This window comes from Pseudomonas tumuqii (assembly GCF_013184545.1).
GTDB classification, from domain to species: domain Bacteria; phylum Pseudomonadota; class Gammaproteobacteria; order Pseudomonadales; family Pseudomonadaceae; genus Aquipseudomonas; species Aquipseudomonas tumuqii.
Genome location: NZ_JAAOJA010000007.1, coordinates 99,781 through 119,272, shown reverse-complemented (window position 1 = coordinate 119,272; position 19,492 = coordinate 99,781). Strand labels below are relative to the sequence as shown.

Here is a 19,492-nt window from a genome sequence, read left to right as displayed (position 1 = left end):
CTCTGAATACGAAGAAATGCCCTATGGCAAAACAGGCGCAGCCTCACTCGTCTTCATTGACCCGATCGCGCAGCTCTTTGCCCGGCTTGAAATGCGGTACAAATTTGCCATCGAGGCGAACCGAATCACCTGTTTTCGGATTGCGCCCAACACGTGGCGCGCGGTAGTGCAGAGAAAAACTGCCGAAGCCGCGGATTTCAATGCGGTCACCCGTAGCCAAAGCCTGGGACATCTGTTCCAGCATGGTTTTGATGGCCAGCTCGACATCTTTGTTTGAGAGCTGCCCCTGGTGGGTGACGATCCTTTCGATCAACTCCGACTTGGTCATGTTTTTCCCTTCTTTTTCAAGCGGCTAGATCACTCGATAGAATGGTTTTAGCACGCTGCCCAGCATTTGAACAGCCCGAAAATCTATATAGAGGGGCGGGGACGATCCGTTTGGCTATGTCCCAGTTTTGTGTTGCATGGCGCCGAAGCTCTTCATAGGAGCCAGCTTGCTGGCGATGCTTTTCGCTGTTAGCTGGATCGCCAGCAAGGACTGGGCGTCCCCCTGGTTCCTACAAGGGCTGTGTTTTGGCCCGTTAGCCATTGCAACAACCAATTGGGACATAGCTTTGCGTTTTAGCCGCGAGGCTTTGCTGTTGCCTCAATGGAGCCGCCCTTTTTCAGGTGCCCAGCTCTCGCAACGCAGCAGTGGCCAGAAATCCCGAACGCGAGGCGTAGCGGCGATCCTTCTGCACCCGCTCATCGATACGATGCAGCAGGTTTTCCGGTAAGGAGGCATTGAACCTCACAGACTTGCCCAGGTATGGCGTCACGTCGAAATCAACCACCGCCCACACACCGCCGGCATAGTCGGGATTAACCAGATGAACGTCTATTTCTTGTGCCTGGGGAAGTTCCGCACCGTCCGCCACCAACCCTTCAAAATGCAGCGCCAGGGCTTCTTGTGCGTTTTCCAGTGCTTGCGAAACGGTGGCGCCGGCCGAAAAGCAGCCCGGCACATCGGGCACGGTCACCCCGAAATCCGAATCGGTATCTTTGTGGAGTACGACTGGAAATTTCATTGGTGCTCTCTCCGAAAAGTTGAACCGCTCACGGTCGGTTCGGTGTTTCGTACTGGCGTCACTTGAGGCCGGCGGTCTTCAGTATGTTGTGCAACGTTCCCTTTGGTATTTCTGACTTGGGATGCGGAACCGTCACTCTCCCCGGCTTGGTCGGGTGCTTGAACTGGTGATGGCTTCCCTTCACTGCCACCTCATACCACCCTGCCGCCTCGATTAACTCAATCACCTCCCGACTGCGCATCCCGCCTCCCTGCCGCCTGTCCATGGTGCATACCCTGCACGCGAGCGTAAGCCGTGAGCCGTGAGCCGTGAGCCGTGAGCCGTGAGCCAATAATCTATACACACGATACACAACAGACCGGTACGGTCAACGGAAATTTCACGCAGGCAAAAAAATGGGAAGGAATGCACTTCCTCCCAACCGCTATTTGGGCTGCTCCATTGAATGACCGGCGATGCGCATGACTATCGATGGGTATCGCTACGCTCAACCACATCCTACAAGAGCCCGACATCGCCCCCCCGTAGGATGGTGCGGGCCGCGTAGGATGAGCGCAGCGATACCCATCACCGCGATCTACGGCAAATCCGACAAGTCCGATGCCCGCACCAACGCCTTCCCGGATTGCGCTGGCGCTTATTTGGGCTGCTTGCCCGGCGGGGGTTTACTGCACCAGCTCCTGTTCGCTGAACATGTCGCTGAACAGCATGCTGCTCAGGTAGCGTTCGCCGGAGTCGGGCAGGATAACCACGATGGTTTTGCCTTGCATGGCCGGTTCGGCGGCGATGCGCAAGGCCGCGGCCATGGCGGCGCCGCAGGAGATGCCGCAGAGGATGCCTTCTTCACGCATCAGACGCAGCGCCACGGCCTTGGAGTCTTCGTCGCTGACCAGTTCGACGCGGTCGACCATGGCCAGGTCGAGGTTGTTCGGCACGAAGCCGGCGCCGATGCCCTGGATCTTGTGCGGGCTGGGTTTGACCTCTTCGCCGGCGATGGTCTGGCTGATCACCGGCGAGCTGATCGGCTCGACCGCCACCGAGAGAATCTGCTTGCCCCGGGCTTGTTTGATGTAGCGCGACACGCCGGTGATGGTGCCGCCGGTGCCAACGCCGGAGACCAGCACATCGATTGCACCAGCGGTGTCGTTCCAGATTTCCGGGCCGGTGGTCGTTTCGTGGATCGCCGGGTTGGCCGGGTTGTTGAACTGTTGCGGCATGAAGTACTTGGCGGGATTGGCGGCGGCAATCTCCGTGGCGCGCTCGATGGCGCCTTTCATGCCCTTGGCCGGTTCGGTCAGCACCAGTTCGGCACCCAGGGCCTTGAGCACCTTGCGCCTCTCCAGGCTCATCGACGCCGGCATGGTCAGCAGCAATTGGTAGCCGCGCGCCGCCGCGACGAAGGCCAGGCCGATGCCGGTATTGCCCGAGGTCGGTTCGACGATGGTCATGCCGGGCTTGAGTAGGCCGCGCTCCTCCGCATCCCAGACCATGCTGGCGCCGATCCGGCACTTCACCGAATAGGCCGGATTACGCCCTTCGATCTTGGCCAGGATGGTGACGCCCGCCGGACCGAGGCGGTTGATCTTGACCAGCGGGGTGTTGCCGATGGTTTGTGCGTTGTCTGCGAAGATGCGGCTCATGGCGGTGTCCTTGTGCTTTGCGGCCGGAAGAAGGCCATGAAGCCTAAGATGCCCAGGCGCGGCCGTCCAGCGCGGCGAAAACCGGTTTGCGTCACCAGTCGACTCCGGTGACGTGCAAAACGTGACCCGCCATTCAGTGACTGAATGGCGCGTCTGCGTTCACAGTCGCCGGGGCTGCGCGGTATAGTCGGCTTTTCAAATACTGAACCCGCGGGTATTACCCGGTACGTTACCGTTCGAGGATTTACCGATGAAGTTCGAAGGCACCCAGTCGTACGTCGCCACCGACGACCTCAAGCTGGCGGTCAACGCCGCGATTACCCTGGAGCGTCCGCTGCTGGTCAAGGGCGAACCGGGCACCGGCAAGACCATGCTCGCCGAGCAACTGGCCGAGTCCTTCGGCGCCAAGTTGATCACCTGGCACATCAAGTCCACCACCAAGGCCCATCAGGGCCTGTACGAGTACGACGCGGTCAGCCGCCTGCGTGATTCGCAGCTGGATTCCGACAAGGTCAATGACGTTCGCAACTACATCAAGAAGGGCAAGCTGTGGGAAGCCTTCGAGTCAGATGAGCGAGTGATCCTGCTGATCGACGAGATCGACAAGGCCGACATCGAATTCCCCAACGACCTGCTGCAAGAACTCGACAAGATGGAGTTCTACGTTTATGAGACCGACGAGACGATCAAGGCGAAAAAGCGCCCGATCATCATCATCACCTCGAACAACGAGAAGGAACTGCCGGACGCCTTCCTGCGCCGCTGCTTCTTCCACTACATCGCCTTCCCGGATCGCGTGACCCTGCAGAAGATCGTCGACGTGCACTACCCGGACATCAAGAAGGATCTGGTCGCCGAGGCGCTGGACGTGTTCTTCGACGTGCGCAAGGTGCCGGGTCTGAAGAAGAAGCCCTCGACCAGCGAACTGGTCGACTGGCTCAAGCTGCTGATGGCCGACAATATCGGCGAAGCGGTGCTGCGCGAGCGCGACCCAACCAAGGCCATTCCGCCATTGGCAGGTGCGCTGGTGAAGAACGAGCAGGACGTGCAGTTGCTGGAGCGTCTGGCTTTCATGAGCCGTCGCGCTTCGCGCTGACCGCTCCGTAGGGTGGAAAACCGCGAAGCGTTTTCCACCTTGCCCACCACCTACGCCGTATAGGCCAGGTGGATGAAAAGAGCGTCATCCACCCTACGGGTAACCGGGAGGCATCCGCCATGCTGCTCAACCTGTTCAATGAAATGCGTGCGGCCAAGGTGCCGGTGTCGGTACGCGAGTTGCTCGACCTGATCAACGCGTTGAAGCACAACGTGGTGTTCGCCGACATGGACGAGTTCTACTATCTCGCCCGGGCGATCCTGGTCAAGGACGAACGGCATTTCGACAAGTTCGACCGCGCCTTCGGCGCCTATTTCAAGGGCCTTGAAAACCTCAACCAGCATATCGAGGCCTTGATCCCCGATGAGTGGCTGCGCAAGGAATTCGAGCGTTCGCTGACCGACGAGGAGCGCGCCAAGATCGAGTCCCTCGGCGGCCTCGACAAGCTGATCGAGGAATTCAAGAAACGCCTGGAAGAACAGAAGGAACGCCACGCCGGCGGCAACAAGTGGATCGGCACCGGCGGCACCAGCCCATTCGGCTCCGGCGGTTTCAACCCGGAAGGCATTCGTGTCGGCGATGCCGGCCAGCGCCAGGGCAAGGCGGTCAAGGTCTGGGATCAGCGCGAGTACAAGAACCTCGACGATCAGGTCGAGCTGGGCACGCGCAACATCAAGATCGCCCTGCGCCGCCTGCGCAAGTTCGCCCGCCAGGGCGCCCAGGACGAGCTGGACCTGGACGGCACCATCGACCACACCGCCAAGGACGGCGGCCTGCTGAATATCCAGATGCGCCCGGAGCGGCGCAACACGGTCAAGCTGCTGATCCTGTTCGACATCGGCGGCTCGATGGACGCCCACGTCAAGGTCTGCGAGGAGCTGTTCTCCGCCTGCAAGACCGAGTTCAAGCACATGGAGTATTTCTACTTCCATAACTGCGTGTACGAATCGGTGTGGAAGAACAACCTGCGGCGCAGCTCCGAGCGCTTCTCCACCCAGGATCTGCTGAACAAGTACGGCGCCGACTACAAGGTGGTGTTCGTCGGCGACGCGGCCATGGCGCCCTACGAGATCACCCAGGCCGGCGGCAGCGTCGAGCACTGGAACGAGGAGCCGGGCTATGTGTGGATCAAGCGCTTCATGGAGAAGTACAAGAAGCTCATCTGGATCAACCCCTACCCCAAGGACGCCTGGGGCTACACCGCCTCGACCAACCTCATGCGCGAACTGCTGGAAGACAAGATGTACCCGCTGACGCTGCAGGGGTTGGAAGATGGCATGAAGTTCCTGTCCAAGTAACTCGGGCGGTTCAAGATGCAGCCCCGCGGGATGGGGTTACGGCATTGATTGGCCGACCGCCGATGGGTATCGCTGCGCTCAACCACATCCTACAAAAGCCCCGATCGCGCTGATTGAGCGGTGATCCCGTAGGATGGCGTTGAGCGCAGCGATACCCATCACAGATCACCCGGCCGCCAGCTTTTGCGTCGCACCGCCAAACCCACGGTGCATTGCCTGCGGCGAATGGATTGCGAGTTGCGCCGGGGCATTGGCGCCTAACGCCAGTGCCGCTGCTGCACCTTCTGGCTGCGGCCAACGCCGAGCAGCATGCCGATCAGCAGCAACAGGCTTTCCACCAGCCAGGCCAACAGCAAGGCGCATACCAGGCCCCAGGCGATGGCTTGCGGCGCCAGCAGCACCTGGTAACGGTAGGCGCTGTAGGTTTCGTCGATCAGTTCGCGATCGGCGGCCGTCGCCAGATGCCAGACCTGGCCGTACCAGGGCCCTTGCATGGCCTGCCATTCCAACTCGAGGAAACTCGCGCGATCGACCAGATAGCCCACGCTCTGTGCATCGCTGCGCATCACCGGGTCGTTACTGGCCTGATAGTGGGTCACCAACGCCTGCAGGTCACCGTTGAAAAAGCGCGCGGCAGTCTCGCGGAAACCCGCCAGGCCCTGCTCGGACTCCAGCCGGTGCGCTTCGACACGTTTGCTGTAATCCTCGATAAACCCCGGCACCTGCACGCCGACCAACAGGCCCAAGGCAAACAGCGCCAAGCGTAGATAGCTTCTGAACATCGCCCCTCCCCTGAAAGATTGTGAAAAAACTCTCACCTACTGCGGCCACCTCCGAACGCCCGGAGGCGGTCTCGCGACGGCGCTCGATATTTTCACAAGCTCTGATTTCAAGTTATCCGCCCGCTCAGTCGGTCAGGCCCTCAGCCACGCACTCGCCGCCCCGCCACAGACGCCATTCGCCCGGGCGATACAGGTTCCAGCGCTCGTTATCGGTCAAGGGCTCGGTGGCCAGCACCGTCACCACATCGTCGGGCGTAGTCTCTGCCTGGAAATCCACCCGCACATCGGCGTCTTTCAACTGTGCCGGGCCAAAGGGCGCGCGCCGGGTGATGTGCGCCAGCTTGGTCGAACAGAAGCTGAATAACCAGTCGCCATCGCTGAGCAGGCAGTTGAACACGCCGTATTTGCGATAGGCCGCACAGGCAGCCACCAGGCTGGGCAAGAACAGCTCGACCGCCACCGGCTCCGGGAAGGCCTGGCGCAGATCGTTGAGCAGAGCGCAAAAAGCCGCCTCGCTGTCGGTGTCGCCAACCGGCCGATAGAAACTCGGCGCCGGGGAAAAATCCGCCAACTGGCCGTTGTGCGCGAAACACCAGTTACGCCCCCACAACTCGCGCACGAACGGATGAGTATTGGCCAGGCAGACCTTGCCAACGTTGGCCTGGCGGATATGGCCGATCACCACTTCGCTCTTGATCGGGTAACGCTGCACCAGTTGCGCCACTTCCGACTCGCTGCTGGCGCGCGGTTCCTGGAACAGGCGCAGGCCGCGCCCTTCATAGAAGCCGATACCCCAACCGTCGCGATGCGGCCCGGTGCCGCCGCCGCGACGCATCAACCCGGTAAAGCTGAAGACGATGTCGGTGGGCACATTGGCGCTCATGCCGAGCAATTCACACATGGTTAAAACTCTCGACTCAGGGGTTGTGACAATATCGAGCGCCGTCGCGAGAACGACTCCAGGCCCGTAGGACAGGTTAGCCACCCAGGTGATGTGCGGCAGGACCGCATGTTCTGCATGGCGGAACCCATCATAGCGCTGTACCTGCTGGCGCCCCGATGGGTATCGCTACGCTCAACACCATCCTACTGTGCCCCCCGAAACCCGTAGCCCTATAGTCCGTAGGATGGGTTAGGCGCACGCAAATAGGCCTGTTGCAACAAGAGCAAACGCGCCGTAACCCATCAGCGATAGTGACCATGCCACCGAGTACAGGCATAACTCGCTTGAGGGGTATCGCTACGCTCATCCACGATCTTGATCCCCGAAATCCGTAATCTATAGGGGGGACGTCTGGTCATTCAGCTACGAGGAATCTGCTCAAAGCCGCGGTTCGACGCGCAAGCGGCGAGCACCAGTCGCCTGCCCATAACGGCCATCGGCAGGTTCGTCGTTCTCGCGTTGCATGATCTCGCGCAGGGTCGGCGCGTTCTCGTCATCCGGTTGCGGTTGCGGGCCACGCAGCCCCTTCCACCAGCGCTCCAGGGGCCAACGAATGGCCACGAACAGCACATACAGGGCAAATGCGAACAGGCCGTACATGGCCAGATCGGCCACTGCGCGCCAGACGCTGGAGCCCACATCCAACAGCAGATCCAGCGCGGTGATGGCAATCGCCGGGGCGAGCACCTCTTCTTTGCCCGGGTCGACGGCGGTCGGGCTGAACAGCAGCACCGCCGCCAGCAAGCGCAGGGGTTCGCGCAGGTAACGCCACATCCAGCGGGTCATGCGGAACCACACCAGCAGGCAACCCAGGGCAGCGACGGCATAGACGCCCCAGGCAAATAAATAGTCGTTCTCGGTCATAAAGCGCGGATCTCTGAACATGACGGGGCTGGGCCGTTGATAAGCGCAGCGAATGAAGGCTGCATTTTTCAACGGCCTGCTGACGCAGTGCGGCTTATGATAACGGCTTTTCCGTGGTCCGACTGCCGACCGTACAGAATTGGAGTTACCAGATGCCCCTCGCCCCCATCGCCCGCACCGAGAACGCTGCCGACCCTTACCGCTGGCTGGAGAAGCGCGACGCCGAGGACGTGCTCGAGTATCTCAAGGCGGAAAATACCTACCTGGAGGCCGAGCTGGCAGAGCAACGCGAGCTGCGCGAGGCGCTGTTCCAGGAGATCAAGGGGCGCATCCGCGAGACCGACCTGTCGCTGCCTTCGCCCTGGGGCCCCTGGCTCTATTACCAGCGCACCACCGCCGGCGACGAATACCCGCGTTACTATCGCTGCCCGCGCCCGGTCGACGCTTCGCTCGATGTCGATGAAGGCGCCGAGCAATTGCTGCTCGACCCCAACGCCCTGGCGGACGGCGGTTTTCTCTCGCTCGGCACCTTCAGCGTCAGCCAGGATCACCAGCGCCTGGCCTACAGCCTGGACACCAGCGGCGACGAGGTTTACCAGCTGTTCGTCAAGGAGCTGAGCACCGGCGCGATCAGCCAGCTGCCGTTCGCCGACTGCGACGGCAGCATGACCTGGGCCAACGACAGCCAGACCCTGTTTTTCGGCGAGCTGGACGACTGCCATCGCCCGCACAAGCTGTATCGCCATCGCCTCGGCAGCGATGCGGCCGAGCTGGTGTTCCATGAAACCGACGGGCGCTTCTTCCTCAACTGCTACCGCGCCAGTTCCGAGCGCCAGCTGGTGCTGCTGCTCAACAGCAAGACCACCAGCGAAGCCTGGGTGCTGGATGCCGACACGCCGGAGGCCGCGTTCAGCTGCCTGGCGCCGCGCGAGGAAGGCCATGAGTATTACGTCGACCACGGCAAGGTCGAGGGCGACTGGGCCTGGCTGATCCGCAGCAACCAGAGCGGGATCAACTTCGCCCTCTACTGCGTCAAGGAAGGCAGCGCCGCCGCGCAGACGCCGACCCGCGAGCGCTGGAGCGAACTGCGCAGCCATGACCCGCAGGTGATGCTCGAAGGCGTGAGCCTGAACGACAGCGCGCTGACCCTCAGCTTGCGCGAGGGCGGCCTGCCGATCATCGAGGTGCACGCCCGGGGCCAGCAAGCCTATCGGGTGAAGCTGCCGGATGCGGCCTACAGCCTGTACGTGCAGGATACCCTGGAGTTCGCCAGCCCGGTGATTCGCCTGCGCTACGAGGCGCTCAACCGCCCGGCGCAGATCCGCCAACTGAGCCTCGCCGACGGCGCCCAGCAGGTGCTCAAGGAAACCCCGGTGCTGGGCCCGTTCGACGCCGACGATTATGTCAGCCAGCGCCTCTGGGCCACCGCGCCGGACGGCACCCAGGTGCCCATCAGCCTGGTGGCCAAGCGTGAGATGCTCATTGCCTCCCCTCTCCCTCTGGGAGAGGGACCGGGGGTGAGGGTCAACAAACCCGCCCCGCTCTACCTCTACGGCTACGGCGCCTACGGCGAAAGCCTCGACCCCTGGTTCTCCCATGCGCGCCTGAGCCTGCTCGAGCGCGGGTTCGTCTTCGCCATCGCCCATGTGCGCGGCGGCGGCGAGCTGGGCGAGGCCTGGTACCGCGCCGGCAAGCTGGAACACAAGCACAACAGCTTCAGCGACTTCATCGCCTGCGCCGAGCACCTGATCGCCAGCGGCTACACCAGCCCGGCCCAGCTCGCCATCAGCGGCGGTAGCGCCGGCGGCCTGCTGATCGGCGCGGTGCTCAACCAGCGCCCGGAGCTGTTTGCCGCGGCCATCGCCGAGGTGCCCTTCGTCGACGTGCTCAACACCATGCAGAACCCCGACCTGCCGCTGACCGTCACCGAGTACGACGAATGGGGCGACCCACACGCTCCCGAGGTGTTCGAGCGGATCAAAAGCTACGCCCCCTACGAGAACGTCAAACCCCAGGCCTACCCGGCGATCCTCGCCGTGGCCGGCTACAACGACAGCCGCGTGCAATATTGGGAGGCGGCCAAATGGGTGGCCAAGCTGCGCGCGCACAAGACCGACAGCAACCTGCTGCTGCTCAAGACCGACCTCGATGCCGGCCACGGCGGCATGAGCGGACGCTACCAGGCGCTCAGGGATGTGGCGCTGGAGTACGCCTTCCTGCTCAAGGTGTTCCAGCTGGGGTAACCGGCACAGCGGCTTGATGGGTATCGCTGCGCTCAACCACATCCTACAAGAGCCCGATATCGCTGCCCCGTAGGATGGCGTTGAGCGCAGCGATACCCATCGATAGTCGTACGCATCGCCGCTCATTCAATGGAGTAGCCCACATAAGCGTCAGCGCAATCCGGGAAGGCGTTGGTGCTGGCAGCGAATTTCATGATCGTCTCCACACTCCAGCGTGAGGACGACCGCCCCCTGGGCGAGTTCAATCGCTACCCTTGCGACTACCCGGCAAGCCCTGACTGTTGCGCTGGCGCTGCTGCTCCAGCAGCGGCAACTCGCCATCTGGCGGAGCCAGGGAGCCGTCAGGTGGCGTGGCCTTGTAGCCCGTACCGTCGTTGAGCAGCGGTGGAGTTTTCGGCGCCGGAGTCGGCAGGTTGCGCGGCTGCGGCTGGGTGAAGGGCTGCGGCGTGGCGGTACCGGGCGAGCCGGAAGACCGCTCCCGGGGCGTCGACGCGGGGTAATCCCGCGCCTGAATCGCCGCGCCGCACAGGACCGTCAGGCACAGCAGTAGCACGCTGGTCAGGCGCATCATCCACCTCTCTTTCGCGAGACTCTTGGGCATTGGGCTGCACGCACCGCCGACAAGTGCCCTTGCGGCTGTTTTCGCCGACCATCGGCAGGGCTACACTGTCGGCATCAGCATACCGCCACGAGACAAGCCATGAGCACGGACAAATCACCCTCGCCTACCGCCAAGCTCGACCGCATCCTCGCCGATGCCCAGCGCAGTCGCGAGGAAGGCTACCGGGATAAAGCCCTGAAGATGTACCCGCATGTCTGCGGCCGTTGCGCCCGGGAATTTTCCGGCAAGCGCCTGAGCGAACTGACCGTGCACCACCGCGATCACAACCACGACAACAACCCGCAAGACGGTTCCAACTGGGAGTTGCTGTGCCTGTATTGCCACGATAACGAGCACGCGCGCTACACCGACCAGCAGTACTTCAGCGAAGGCTCGACCGCCAGCCCACAGGGGCCGAAATCGACCCACAAGGCATTCGCCGACCTGGCCGCCCTGCTGAAGAGCAAAGACTGAGGTAGCGGCACCGCACCCCTCTACCGACCGGGTGATCTGTGATGGGTATCGCTACGCTCAACGCCATCCTACGGGATCACCGCTCAATCTGCGCGATCGGGGCTTTTGTAGGATGGTGCGGGCGGCGATCCGTCGGGCCGCGTAGGTTTGAGCGCAGCGACACCCATCGGCGGTCGGCCAATCAATGCCGTAATCTCATCAGCCCCTAATCCCATCAGCCCCATGCAGCTTCATCCGATTGCCCTGGCAGCAATGCCTCCAGGCCTTATACTGCCGCCTTTTGCGTAAAGGCCCTGCTTCGTGGCGAACAAACGATACAGCTGCATCGGTTTATTCAACCCGAAATCCCCGGAGAACGTCGGTGCGGTGATGCGCGCCGCCGGTTGCTATGGCGCGGCCTCGGTGTTCTACACCGGCACCCGCTACGAGCATGCCCGCGACTTCGTCACCGATACCAAGAAGGTCTTCCAGGATATTCCGCTGATCGGCATCGATGATCTGCAGAAGATCATCCCGCTGGGCTGCACACCGGTCGCGGTGGAACTGGTCGAAGGCGCGCGGCCGCTGCCGCAGTACACCCACCCGGATCGGGCGATCTACATCTTCGGCCCGGAAGACGGCTCGCTGAACAAAGAGATACGCGCCTGGTGCGAGGATGTGATCTACATCCCCACCCAGGGCTGCATGAACCTGGCGGCCACGGTCAATGTGGTGCTCTACGACCGCATGGCCAAGGGCAACAACACCAAGTCGGGGCCCAAATTCTAAACCATCCGGCGCAGGCGCTACTTCAGCAGCTTGCTGTCGAGCACCTCGGAAGCGCCGCCCATCACATTCTCGCTGATCTCGATGAAGTCCTTGGTGCTGGCCTTGTCCAGGCGCATCAGGCCACGGGTGACATCGTCCAGCGAGCGTGGCTCGGTACTGCCCTTGGTCTTCTGGCGGATTTCCCGATCCAGTTCCTGCAACAGCAAGACCGCGCGGGCGGTCACCGCACCGCTGGCATTAGCGCTGCGCAGGCTCTTCACCGATTTGCTCCACTCGACCTGTTGCTCGCGGACTTTCTGGTAGCGCTCTTCGCTCAAGCCTCCCGCGCGGCGTACCAGTTCGATAGCGTAGTACTCGGCCAGCCCCTCGGTGATCCAGTCGCTGCGATCGCGCGCCTGGATGCGGCTGAACACGTGCACCAGTTCGTGCACCAGTGAACTGGTGCCGTTTTCGCTGACCAGCGGGCGATCGGTGTGCATGTAATAGGAATTGGGCGCCGACAGGCCGCCGCGCCACATCGGATCGCCGGCACCGACGATCAGCAACTTGGCCGGATCACGCGGGAACACCGCCTGGGCTTCCGGCCAGACGAAGGTCAGCAGGGTAAGAATGTCCATGCGGCGCATGCCCTCGCCAACCGGCGCGGCGATGGTCACATCGGTCTCGCCGAGCTTGGCGCGGCGTGTGCCTATCTTGCCGGCGATGATCCAGCCGGTCGGGCGATCGAACTTGCGCTGCGGGTTGTCGATGCGGAACTTGTCCTTGCCGATCCGCGGCCAACCGGTCTCGACGCCGCGCCAGCCCTTGGGCAACTCGAACTGCAGGCGCGCGACCAGCTCGGTCTTGTCCTGCTGGCGCAACAGGGCGCTGGGTACCAGATCGTCGCCGCGCAGCAAAGCCCAGTCCTCGGTCATGCGTGCGTTGAAGCGATTCTCCAGACTCGGGTGGGGATGGCTGATCTGCACGCGATAGGTCAGCTTCGTCACGCCTTTGCCTGGCTTCCAGACACCGAGCTCGGGGCTTTCCTGGGTCCACTCGCCATCGCCGCTGAAGTCGCTGTAATAGCCCTTGTCGCCCAGATTGAACGCCAGGCTGCGCACGCGTTCGCCATCCCCCAGGGTCAGGCTGACTTCGGCCTGATCGCTCTCCGGCAGAAAACGCACGTGGTAATCCAGGTCGACCTTCTGCGCCGCCCAGAGCGGTGCGCACAGGCTCAACAGTAAGGCGGACAACAAGCTGCGGCGGATCATCATGATGGGCATTTCCTTGGCGGGGCGGGTCAGTGCAGTACATAGACCGGATATAGGTCATGCAATTCACTATCAGCAGATCGTTATGACTATTTAAACCGCGGCCTGCCTCAGCCGGCGCGGAAAATCAGGTGCTCTTCCCAATCGTCCTCGGCCACGCTGTTTTCGCTGAGCATGCGCCCGGACTGGGAAATGCGCTGCTGATGCACCTGCTCCGGATCGCCGCAGACCAGGTGATGCCACAACAGCAGATCCTTGCCCTCGCTGACCAGGCGATAGGCGCAGGTCGGCGGCAGCCACTGGAACTGGTCGGCCTGGGCCGGGGTGAGCTGGATGCAATCGGGCACGGACAAGCGGCGATTGCCGTAGTCCGTGCAGCGGCAGCTCTTCAGGTCGAGCAGCTTGCAGGCGATGCGCGTGTAATAGACGCTGCCGTCATCGTCATCCTCGAGTTTTTGCAGGCAGCACAGGCCGCAGCCATCGCACAGCGACTCCCACTCGTCCTGATCGAGTTGCTCGAGGGTTTTGCGTTTCCAGAAGGGTTCGACTTTGGCGGCCATGGCGAGGGTACGGTGACTGGCGAAAAGGCCGGCAGTCTAGCGCGCCGCCTGCCCAAGGCCAAGGCCGGCGGGCCGAATGGCGGCGTTGTGGCGGCAACACGCCAGCGTAGGGTGCGCCGTGCGCACCAGGTGTCTGCACGATGGTGCGCACGGCGCACCCTACCCACCCGCAATCCGGGGACCGCGCTCATCAGCGCGACTCAATAACCGCGGGCAAAATCCACGGCGCCGTGCGGCTGGCTACCCGCCTGGTAACGCCGCAGATTGTCGACGAACAACTGCACCATCAGCCGCGGCTCGGTCGGTGCGGCGCTGTGCCCGGTGAGCAACAGGCGCGGCGCGCTCCAGAACGGATGGCCGGCGGGCAGCGGCTCCTGGCGGCAGACGTCGATCACCGCGCCGGCCAATTGGCCCTGCTGCAGCGCCGTGACCAGGTCGGCATCGACCACCGCCACACCACGGCCGGCGTTGATCAGCAGCGCGCCGGGCTTGAGCCGGGCGAACAGCGCGGCGTCATAGATGTCGCGGGTGGCCGGAGTGTCCGGCAACAGGTTGATCAGGTAGTCGGCCTGGCTGGCCAGGCGCGGCAGCTTATCGAGCCCGGCCACTTCGAGAAAAGGCGCCAGCACGCGCGCGCGACTGGCCACGCCGTACAACTCGATGCCGAAGGGGGCGAGAAAGTGCGCCACGCTCAGGCCGATGTCGCCGCTGCCGACGATCAGCGCCCGGCGCCCGGCCAGGCTCTGCGGCAGGCGGTTGTCCCAGCGCTGTTCGACCTGGGCGGCCAGGCGGGCGAACAGCTGGCGTTCGTGGGCCAGCAGGTGACACAGCACGTACTCGGCCATTACCTGGCCGAAGATGCCGACCGCGCGGCTCAACTGGTAATCGCGCGGCAGATCGGCGGCCAGCAGCGGCGTGATGCCGGCCCAGGTCGATTGCAGCCATTGCGGCCGGCGGCCCTGAGCCAGCAGGGGCGCGAGCAGATCCGGCTGGCCGAGCCAGAGCGGACAGCTACCCGCCCAGTGCGCCAGTTCGAGCGGGTCGGCACTGCCGTGCAGCTCGAGCTCGGGCGCCGCCTGGCGCAGCAGCTCGGCATAGCGGAGATGTTCGGTTTCGCCGATCAGGACGCGCATGGCAGTCATATCGGATCGTTGCGCCGCAGCAATTCGTCTGGCAGGTGCTCGATGTATTCATCTTCCGGCGGCGGCATCTGCAGGTGGTAGCCCTGCTTCTCGAGGTTTTCCAGCACAGCGTGAATATCCTCGCTAGCCAGCTTGCGCTCCGGGGTGAGCACCATGCTGAAAGCCAGGGTCGGCGGACCGAATGCGGCCAGCAGAGGTTCCGGCACGCGCTCCAGGGCATCGCTTTTCAGCACATAGAGGTACATCCCGCTCTTGCGCGGGCTTTTGTAGATCGAGCAGATGCGCTTCACGCGGATTCTCCTTCGCCGGCCAGGCAATCGAGCAGGACCTGGCCCATCAATTCACGGCGCCAGCCACGCAGCGAGTCCGGCAGCTGGTAGGGGCCATTGGGGTAGCCGGTTTTCAGCAGGGCTTCGAGGGTTTTCTTGCGCAGCATCAGCTCCGGGGCGATGTTCAGGCGTTCGCCTTCGCGCTGGCCGATGGCGCGCAGTTTCTTCAACAAGCTCGAGGCTTCCAGCGGCAGGGGCTCGGGCAACGCCTCGGGCCAGTCTTGCGGCGGCGTGGCGGCGGCGCGCTTGATCAGCTGGAGCAGGAACTCGCCATCCTGGCGCACGGTTTTCGGGTGCATGTCGTCGATCCGCGCCAGCGCCACCAGGTTGTCCGGCTGGGTGCGGGCCAACGGCCACAGTGAATGCTCGCGGATGATGCGGTTGCGCGGCTGGTTGCGCGCCCGCGCCTCGCGTTCGCGCCAGGCGCAGAGTTCACGCAGCACCGCCAGTTGTGCGCGGGACAGTTTCCAGGCCAGCTTGGCCTCGCGGTAGGCATCCTCCGGGGCGATTTCACGGCCCAGGTTGGCCACCAGCTCGGCGCCGTCTTCCAGCACCCAGGCATTTTTCTCCGCCGACAGCTGTTGCTGCAGCAGGTTATAGACCTCGGCCAGGTGCAGCACGTCCTCGGCGGCGTAGCTGACCTGGGTCTCGGTGAGCGGGCGCTGCAGCCAGTCCGAACGGGTTTCGCCCTTGGGCAGTTCGATGTTCAGCACCGCCTGGACCAGGCGCGAATAGCCCATGGAGAAACCGAGATTGAGGTAGGCAGCGGCCAGCTGGGTGTCAAACAGGGCCACTGGCAGGCTGCCGGTCAGGCGCAGGAAGACTTCCAGATCCTCGCTGCAGGCATGCAGCACCTTGACCACGGCCGGGTCCTGCAGCAGCTCGGCGAACGGCGTCCAGTCGTCGATCAGCAACGGATCGATCAGGTAGGCGCGCTCGCCTTCGCTGACCTGCAGCAGGCCGGCGATCGGGTAAAAGGTGTCGACCCGCATAAATTCGGTGTCTACCGCCACGAACGGCAGGCTGCGCCAGCTGGCGCAGTGCTGCGCCAGGCTGGCGTTGTCACGAATCCAGTGAATATCAATAGCCACGCGGCGCTCCCATCAAGAATGCCGCGCAGTATATATCGCCCCGGCCCTTTGCCGGGTATTACGCGCCCGCCAACCGACACAGGGCCGTGCCATCGGCCGCCTGGCGCGCCTCGAGCTCCTGCCGCTCTCGCCTTGCCGACGGCTACCTGTGTAATCTGGCGACCGCTCGCACACTTCAGCACAAGGAATACGCGCAATGAAGAAACTGCTTGGCCTACTCGTCCTGCTGATCGCCGCCGCGGCGCTCTACCTGGCCATCACCCCCAGCCCCATCGACCCGCTGGCCTGGCAGGCGCCGCCCGCCCCGGCGATGACCGGCGTGCTGGAACCCAACGACACCCTGATGAAGGCCGAACTGCTCGGCCGCGGTCAGTTGCACGGCCCGGAAGACACCGCCGTGGACACCCAGGGCCGGGTCTACAGCGGCCAGCATGACGGCCGCATCGTCCGCCTCGAGGCCGACGGCAGTGTCACGCCCTTCGCCGACACTCGGGGCCGGCCGCTGGGCATGGACTTCGACGCCGCCGGCAAGCTGATCGTCGCCGACGCCTACAAGGGCCTGCTGTCCATCGACCCGCAAGGGCAGATCCAGGTCCTGACCACCGAAGCCGAAGGCCTGCCCTTCAAGTTCACCGACGACCTGGACATTGCCAGCGACGGCACCATCTATTTCAGCGACGCCTCCTCGCGTTTCGCGCAACCGGATTATTTGCTCGACCTGCTCGAAGCCCGCCCCCACGGCCGCCTGCTCAGCTACAGCCCGAACAGCGGCGAGACCCGCGTGCTGCTCAAGGACCTGTACTTCGCCAACGGCGTGGCGCTGTCGGCCAACGAGGATTTCGTGCTGGTCAACGAAACCTACCGCTACCGCATCAGCCGCTACTGGCTAAAGGGCGAGAAAGCCGGCAGCCAGGACGTGTTCATCGACAACCTGCCGGGCCTGCCGGACAACCTGCAAGGCGACCGCGCCGGCACCTTCTGGGTGGCCCTGCCGACGCCACGCAAGGCCGATGCCGACTTCCTCCATCGCCACCCCTGGCTCAAGGCGCAGATGGCCAAACTGCCGCGTGCGCTGTGGCCCAAGGCGATTCCCTACGGCTTCACCATCGCCCTCAACGAACAGGGCGAGATCGTGCGCAGCCTGCACGACACCAGCGGCACCCACCTGCGCATGGTCACCTCGGTCAAGCCGGTAGGCGATTACCTGTACTTCGGCAGCCTGGATAACGACCGCATCGGCCGGCTGAAGATTCGCTGAGCGAGCCAACGCCGCGCGGCATCGCCTTCCTGGCCCCGCTGGGCGGGCCACGCTGGTCGAGTCGCGCAGGTGACAAGCCATTAATCGCGGCCTGCAGATGCAGATGTAACCGTAGGATGGTGCGGGCCGCGTAGGATGAGCGCAGCGATACCCATCAGACCAGTTGTGCCTGTACTCGGCGTCATGGCCACTATCGCTGATGGGTTACGGCGCCTTTGCTCTTGTGGCAACAGGCCAACTTTCCTGCGCCTAACCTACGCGGCCCGACCCATCCTACGACGCCCGACCAGCGTGGCCCGACCCTTCCTACAGCTTGTCGGCAATCCAGATGGTGTGCCGCGTGCCCTTGTTGCCATGGGCGTAGACCTGCACCTCTTCGACCTTGAAGCCTGCCCTGCGCACCTTGTCGGCGAACTTGCTGTCGGCGCTGGCCGACCACACGGCCAGCACGCCCTTGGCGCGCAATGCCTGGTGACAACGCTGCAAGCCTTGCGCGGAATACAACCAGCTATTGCGTTTCTGGGTCAGGCCCTCAGGGCCGTTGTCGACGTCCAGCATGATCGCGTCGTAACGCTTGTCCGCCGTCTTCAGGCTGTTGGCCACATCCTCCTGCAACACCCGCGTGCGCGGATCGAGCAGCGGGTAACCGGCCTTGGCCCCCAGCGGGCCACGATTCCATTCGACCACGCCCGGCACCAGCTCGGCGACTTCCACCTCGGCGGTCTTGCCCAGGTTCTGCAGGGCCGCCGCCAGGGTGAAGCCCATGCCCAGGCCACCGATCAATACCCGCGAATCCGGACGCCCAGCGACCTTTTTGCAGGGAATCGCCGCCAGGGCATCTTCGGAGCCGTGCATACGCGTGTTCATCAGCTGACCGCCATCGCCACCGGCAATCTTGATCACGAAGTCCTCGCCGTACTCGAACAGGCAGAGCGCCCCGGAGCCATCGGGAATCTGGGCGGTGTCCAGCAATACAAAGCGCTTCATGGCGGTCTCATCCTGGGCTGCGCCCGCTGAAAAGGGGGCAACATACAGCAGCCGCGTCCCCCGTCATACCATCCTGCTCAGCACGAGCATGTGGCCGACTATGCCCAGCGCGAAACCCAACAGGGCGCCGAGGGGCGGTGCCCAATGCTTTTTCAGCGGCACCTGGGGGGCGATGTCCTGGAATATCGAATAGAGAATGCCGCCGGAGGCAGCCAGCATGACGGCGGCCATTTGCGTCGGATAGTCCGCTAGCCAGAGGTAGCCGGCCACACCCGCGACAGGCCCGAGCAGGGCCATGGCGGCGAACATCAGGATGATGCGCGGGCGACGATGCAAGGATGAGCCGTGCAGCTCGTGGTAGGCATTGAAGCCTTCCGGCACATTCTGCAAGGCCATCATAACGGCCAGCAGCAACGCGTTATCCACGCTCAGGGCGAAGGCGGCGCCGAGTGCCAGGGACTCGGGAATGAAATCGGTAAGCATCGCTGCGAGCTGGCTGGCGGAAGTCTTCATTTTATAGAGCAGGATATCCAGTCCCATGAAGACGACCCCGCCCAGGCAAAAATACAGTGCCGCCGCGCCCTGGCTCAGGTGGGCGATGCCATCCGGCACCAACACCAGGGCCACTGCCGCGAGCAGCGCACCGCCACCGAAGGCCATGATGCCGTGCCTGAACTCGGCCTCCAGCCAGTGCGATCGAATCCGCTCGACACTGGCAAGTGCCGCGCCGAACGGCATGGCCATGCCCGCCAGCAAGGTAAATGCCACGACAACCATCAGCGGATGCATAGACACCTCGATGCTGGAGCAATCGGCACCCGACTCACGCCCCCACGGCCTGGGCTGGCCCGGTAGCCGGGCCGGTCGGGGGCATGCCGTTATTCAGCGGCGCGACCAGCCAGCTGTTCGCGCTTTGCGCTCAGAGCTTGTGAAAATATCGAGCGCCGTAGCGAGACCGTCTCCAAGCGTTCGCGGCAAGGCGCGCTACGTGAAAAGTAGGGGAGTTTAGTGAGCTAAATGACCCTGCTTTTCACGTAGCGCAACGCCGCAGCGGGCGTTTGGAGGCGTTCGCAGAGGCGGTCGCAGTAGGCGAGAGTGT

At 63.4% G+C, this 19,492-nt stretch carries 21 protein-coding genes; 6 read left to right on the top strand and 15 right to left on the bottom strand.

Annotation, left to right across the window (positions count from 1 at the left end):
- Positions 1-43 precede the first annotated feature (43 nt).
- The 4 genes from ihfB to cysK all read right to left on the bottom strand — a co-directional run bounded on the left by ihfB (position 44) and on the right by cysK (position 2,707).
- Entirely contained in the window at positions 44-328 is a 285-nt protein-coding gene (ihfB, locus tag G9C89_RS14575) for an integration host factor subunit beta (protein ID WP_172149193.1), read from the bottom strand.
- Between the two features lie 337 nt (positions 329-665).
- Complete coding sequence (locus G9C89_RS14570; RefSeq protein ID WP_172149191.1) at positions 666-1,067, bottom strand: type II toxin-antitoxin system HicB family antitoxin; 402 nt, start codon at positions 1,065-1,067, stop codon at positions 666-668.
- Positions 1,068-1,125: 58 nt separating this feature from the next.
- Positions 1,126-1,308: a type II toxin-antitoxin system HicA family toxin gene (locus tag G9C89_RS14565; protein WP_172149189.1), complete on the bottom strand. Its 183-nt coding sequence runs from the start codon at positions 1,306-1,308 to the stop codon at positions 1,126-1,128.
- 424 nt (positions 1,309-1,732) lie between these two features.
- The gene (gene cysK, locus G9C89_RS14560) at positions 1,733-2,707 is read right to left on the bottom strand and encodes a cysteine synthase A (RefSeq protein ID WP_172149187.1); all 975 of its coding nucleotides are present in this window, start codon (positions 2,705-2,707) and stop codon (positions 1,733-1,735) included.
- A 250-nt stretch (positions 2,708-2,957) separates the two neighbouring features.
- Between cysK and G9C89_RS14555 the strand changes: the two genes are divergently transcribed.
- Positions 2,958-3,803: an AAA family ATPase gene (locus G9C89_RS14555; protein WP_172149185.1), complete on the top strand. Its 846-nt coding sequence runs from the start codon at positions 2,958-2,960 to the stop codon at positions 3,801-3,803.
- Between the two features lie 119 nt (positions 3,804-3,922).
- Positions 3,923-5,101: a vWA domain-containing protein gene (locus G9C89_RS14550; RefSeq protein WP_172149183.1), complete on the top strand. Its 1,179-nt coding sequence runs from the start codon at positions 3,923-3,925 to the stop codon at positions 5,099-5,101.
- A gap of 257 nt (positions 5,102-5,358) precedes the next feature.
- Here G9C89_RS14550 and G9C89_RS14545 read toward each other — a convergent pair whose 3' ends face one another.
- From G9C89_RS14545 to G9C89_RS14535, 3 genes are all read right to left on the bottom strand, one after another.
- Positions 5,359-5,883, bottom strand: a complete 525-nt coding sequence (locus tag G9C89_RS14545) for a DUF2937 family protein (protein ID WP_172149181.1) — start codon at positions 5,881-5,883, stop codon at positions 5,359-5,361.
- A gap of 124 nt (positions 5,884-6,007) precedes the next feature.
- Positions 6,008-6,784, bottom strand: a complete 777-nt coding sequence (locus G9C89_RS14540) for a class II glutamine amidotransferase (RefSeq protein ID WP_172149180.1) — start codon at positions 6,782-6,784, stop codon at positions 6,008-6,010.
- Between the two features lie 420 nt (positions 6,785-7,204).
- Entirely contained in the window at positions 7,205-7,690 is a 486-nt protein-coding gene (locus G9C89_RS14535) for an MFS transporter (RefSeq protein WP_172149178.1), read from the bottom strand.
- A gap of 152 nt (positions 7,691-7,842) precedes the next feature.
- Here G9C89_RS14535 and G9C89_RS14530 point away from each other — a divergent pair, with 152 nt between their 5' ends.
- Positions 7,843-9,933, top strand: a complete 2,091-nt coding sequence (locus G9C89_RS14530) for a S9 family peptidase (RefSeq protein ID WP_172149176.1) — start codon at positions 7,843-7,845, stop codon at positions 9,931-9,933.
- Positions 9,934-10,174: 241 nt separating this feature from the next.
- On the opposite strand, the gene G9C89_RS14525 is transcribed toward G9C89_RS14530, so the two are convergent.
- Entirely contained in the window at positions 10,175-10,504 is a 330-nt protein-coding gene (locus tag G9C89_RS14525; RefSeq protein ID WP_172149174.1) for a hypothetical protein, read from the bottom strand.
- A 129-nt stretch (positions 10,505-10,633) separates the two neighbouring features.
- On the opposite strand from G9C89_RS14525, the gene G9C89_RS14520 reads away from it, so the two are divergent.
- Together G9C89_RS14520 and G9C89_RS14515 are read left to right on the top strand one after the other, a co-directional pair.
- On the top strand, positions 10,634-11,008 hold the full coding sequence (locus G9C89_RS14520; RefSeq protein ID WP_090503132.1) for a YajD family HNH nuclease: 375 nt from the start codon (positions 10,634-10,636) through the stop codon (positions 11,006-11,008).
- Positions 11,009-11,308: 300 nt separating this feature from the next.
- Positions 11,309-11,776: an RNA methyltransferase gene (locus G9C89_RS14515; protein ID WP_172149172.1), complete on the top strand. Its 468-nt coding sequence runs from the start codon at positions 11,309-11,311 to the stop codon at positions 11,774-11,776.
- Positions 11,777-11,793: 17 nt separating this feature from the next.
- Here G9C89_RS14515 and G9C89_RS14510 read toward each other — a convergent pair whose 3' ends face one another.
- From G9C89_RS14510 to rnd, 5 genes are all read right to left on the bottom strand, one after another.
- Complete coding sequence (locus G9C89_RS14510) at positions 11,794-13,029, bottom strand: hypothetical protein (RefSeq protein ID WP_172149170.1); 1,236 nt, start codon at positions 13,027-13,029, stop codon at positions 11,794-11,796.
- Between the two features lie 107 nt (positions 13,030-13,136).
- The gene (locus G9C89_RS14505; protein ID WP_172149168.1) at positions 13,137-13,586 is read right to left on the bottom strand and encodes a YcgN family cysteine cluster protein; all 450 of its coding nucleotides are present in this window, start codon (positions 13,584-13,586) and stop codon (positions 13,137-13,139) included.
- Positions 13,587-13,786: 200 nt separating this feature from the next.
- Positions 13,787-14,719, bottom strand: a complete 933-nt coding sequence (locus G9C89_RS14500) for a D-2-hydroxyacid dehydrogenase (protein WP_172149443.1) — start codon at positions 14,717-14,719, stop codon at positions 13,787-13,789.
- A 5-nt stretch (positions 14,720-14,724) separates the two neighbouring features.
- On the bottom strand, positions 14,725-15,018 hold the full coding sequence (locus G9C89_RS14495) for a YcgL domain-containing protein (RefSeq protein ID WP_172149166.1): 294 nt from the start codon (positions 15,016-15,018) through the stop codon (positions 14,725-14,727).
- Positions 15,015-16,148 carry a ribonuclease D gene (rnd, locus tag G9C89_RS14490; RefSeq protein ID WP_172149164.1) on the bottom strand — a complete coding sequence of 378 codons (1,134 nt, stop codon included), beginning with the start codon at positions 16,146-16,148 and terminating at the stop codon, positions 15,015-15,017. The genes G9C89_RS14495 and rnd overlap by 4 nt, the downstream gene beginning before the upstream one ends.
- Positions 16,149-16,344: 196 nt before the next feature.
- Here rnd and G9C89_RS14485 point away from each other — a divergent pair, with 196 nt between their 5' ends.
- Complete coding sequence (locus G9C89_RS14485; protein WP_172149162.1) at positions 16,345-17,406, top strand: SMP-30/gluconolactonase/LRE family protein; 1,062 nt, start codon at positions 16,345-16,347, stop codon at positions 17,404-17,406.
- Positions 17,407-17,712: 306 nt separating this feature from the next.
- On the opposite strand, the gene G9C89_RS14480 is transcribed toward G9C89_RS14485, so the two are convergent.
- Positions 17,713-18,393, bottom strand: a complete 681-nt coding sequence (locus G9C89_RS14480) for a spermidine synthase (protein ID WP_172149160.1) — start codon at positions 18,391-18,393, stop codon at positions 17,713-17,715.
- A 63-nt stretch (positions 18,394-18,456) separates the two neighbouring features.
- The gene (locus tag G9C89_RS14475) at positions 18,457-19,182 is read right to left on the bottom strand and encodes a ZIP family metal transporter (RefSeq protein ID WP_172149158.1); all 726 of its coding nucleotides are present in this window, start codon (positions 19,180-19,182) and stop codon (positions 18,457-18,459) included.
- Between the last annotated feature and the right edge of the window lie 310 nt (positions 19,183-19,492).